The organism is Bartonella sp. AA97HXZ, assembly GCF_042196985.1.
In the GTDB taxonomy this organism is placed as follows: domain Bacteria; phylum Pseudomonadota; class Alphaproteobacteria; order Rhizobiales; family Rhizobiaceae; genus Bartonella.
Map to the genome: position 1 here is coordinate 1 of NZ_JBHIRC010000078.1, position 1,214 is coordinate 1,214.

At 42.3% G+C, this 1,214-nt stretch carries 2 protein-coding genes and 1 pseudogene; 1 reads left to right on the forward strand and 2 read right to left on the reverse strand.

The annotated features are described in order from the left end of the window. Window positions 1-276, forward strand: a pseudogene (locus tag ACFINE_RS09770) (late control protein); the annotation flags it as partial. 92 nt (window positions 277-368) lie between these two features. Here ACFINE_RS09770 and ACFINE_RS09775 read toward each other — a convergent pair. Continuing rightward, entirely contained in the window at window positions 369-680 is a 312-nt protein-coding gene (locus ACFINE_RS09775; RefSeq protein WP_208439803.1) for a DNA-binding protein, read from the reverse strand. 12 nt (window positions 681-692) lie between these two features. Next, window positions 693-1,016, reverse strand: coding sequence for a type II toxin-antitoxin system RelE/ParE family toxin (locus tag ACFINE_RS09780; protein ID WP_015857128.1), 324 nt, complete (start codon window positions 1,014-1,016; stop codon window positions 693-695). Between the last annotated feature and the right edge of the window lie 198 nt (window positions 1,017-1,214).

A 1,214-nucleotide genomic window follows, 5' to 3' on the forward strand; every position in this document is an offset into this window, starting at 1 on the left:
TTTGTGCAAGCAGAAGCAAAGCTTGTTCAAGAGCCCCCTTTCCGCCCCTATATTCCAGCAGAATGGCGCATCAAAAGCGTTAAACACAAGCTTGATAAAACAGGTGGTTACACCACAAAAATAGATTGTGAACTTTTTGATGAAACCCAAGAAGATGCGGCTGGAAACGTTGCAAACACCACACCAGACAAGGATGATACCCTTGATCCAAACGCTCCACCAAACGCATGCGACGAAGGTGAAGGCGTCATCCATATGGATGAAGAGGATACATGATAGGTTATAAACTAGATGTAGAGCCCCTCATTAAAAATGATTGCTTAAATACCTCCCTTCCCCATCTTTAAAGGTGGGGAGTGGAACTAAAGTTACACGTGTGGAACTGGTCGTTCAAGAGGCTGTACAGCCAAACGAAACCCCATGGTACGCAGTAAAGCATTCAAGCTGCGGAACTCTGGATTACCTTTTTCTGAAAGTGTACGGTAAAGTTGTGTTGGGTTCAAGTTGGCTGCTTTAGCTACAGCTTGAACACCACCATAAGCTTTGGCCATTTGGCGTAGAGTTACAAGCAGCTCACCCTGATCACCATCTGCTAGGATTGCATCAAGGGTAGCTGCTGCCAACTCAGGATCATCACGGAATATTTCTGCCATTGCATCATCATGGTTACGGTCTTTCATTTTTGCACTCCTTTAATCTTCACGGTTTTGCCAATCACGCCAGCAAGCACATGCACGAGTGATATCAGTCTCTTGTGTTTTTTTGCTGCCACCGCATAATAGCAACAATACGGTCTTTCCAGATTGGACATAATAAACTCGGTAGCCAGGACCAACATTAATACGCAATTCATGAACACCCTCACGAAGCGGCTTGAAATCGCCAAAGTTTCCCTGCTCTAAACGATTAAGGCGGCGAATAATTGCAGTTTTAGCCTGCATATCACGGAGCTTTCGCAGCCAATCAGCTATCAAGTCTTTGCCATCAGAAGTAAGGTAGTGACGTATTTCAAACATGATGTATATTCGTTTATAAACGAATATTTGTCAAGAAAGAAATTAAAAGTTGAGAAAAAATCTTCTTTTATTCCAATGAAAAAGTGACATGAAGCTTAACCAAGCTATCTTTCCGAATGAAAAAGATGTCAATTTTTTAATCCAGCTCTGCTTTTTGCGGAGCTTTTTTTATGGAGAAGCATATGCGAAAAATATCAT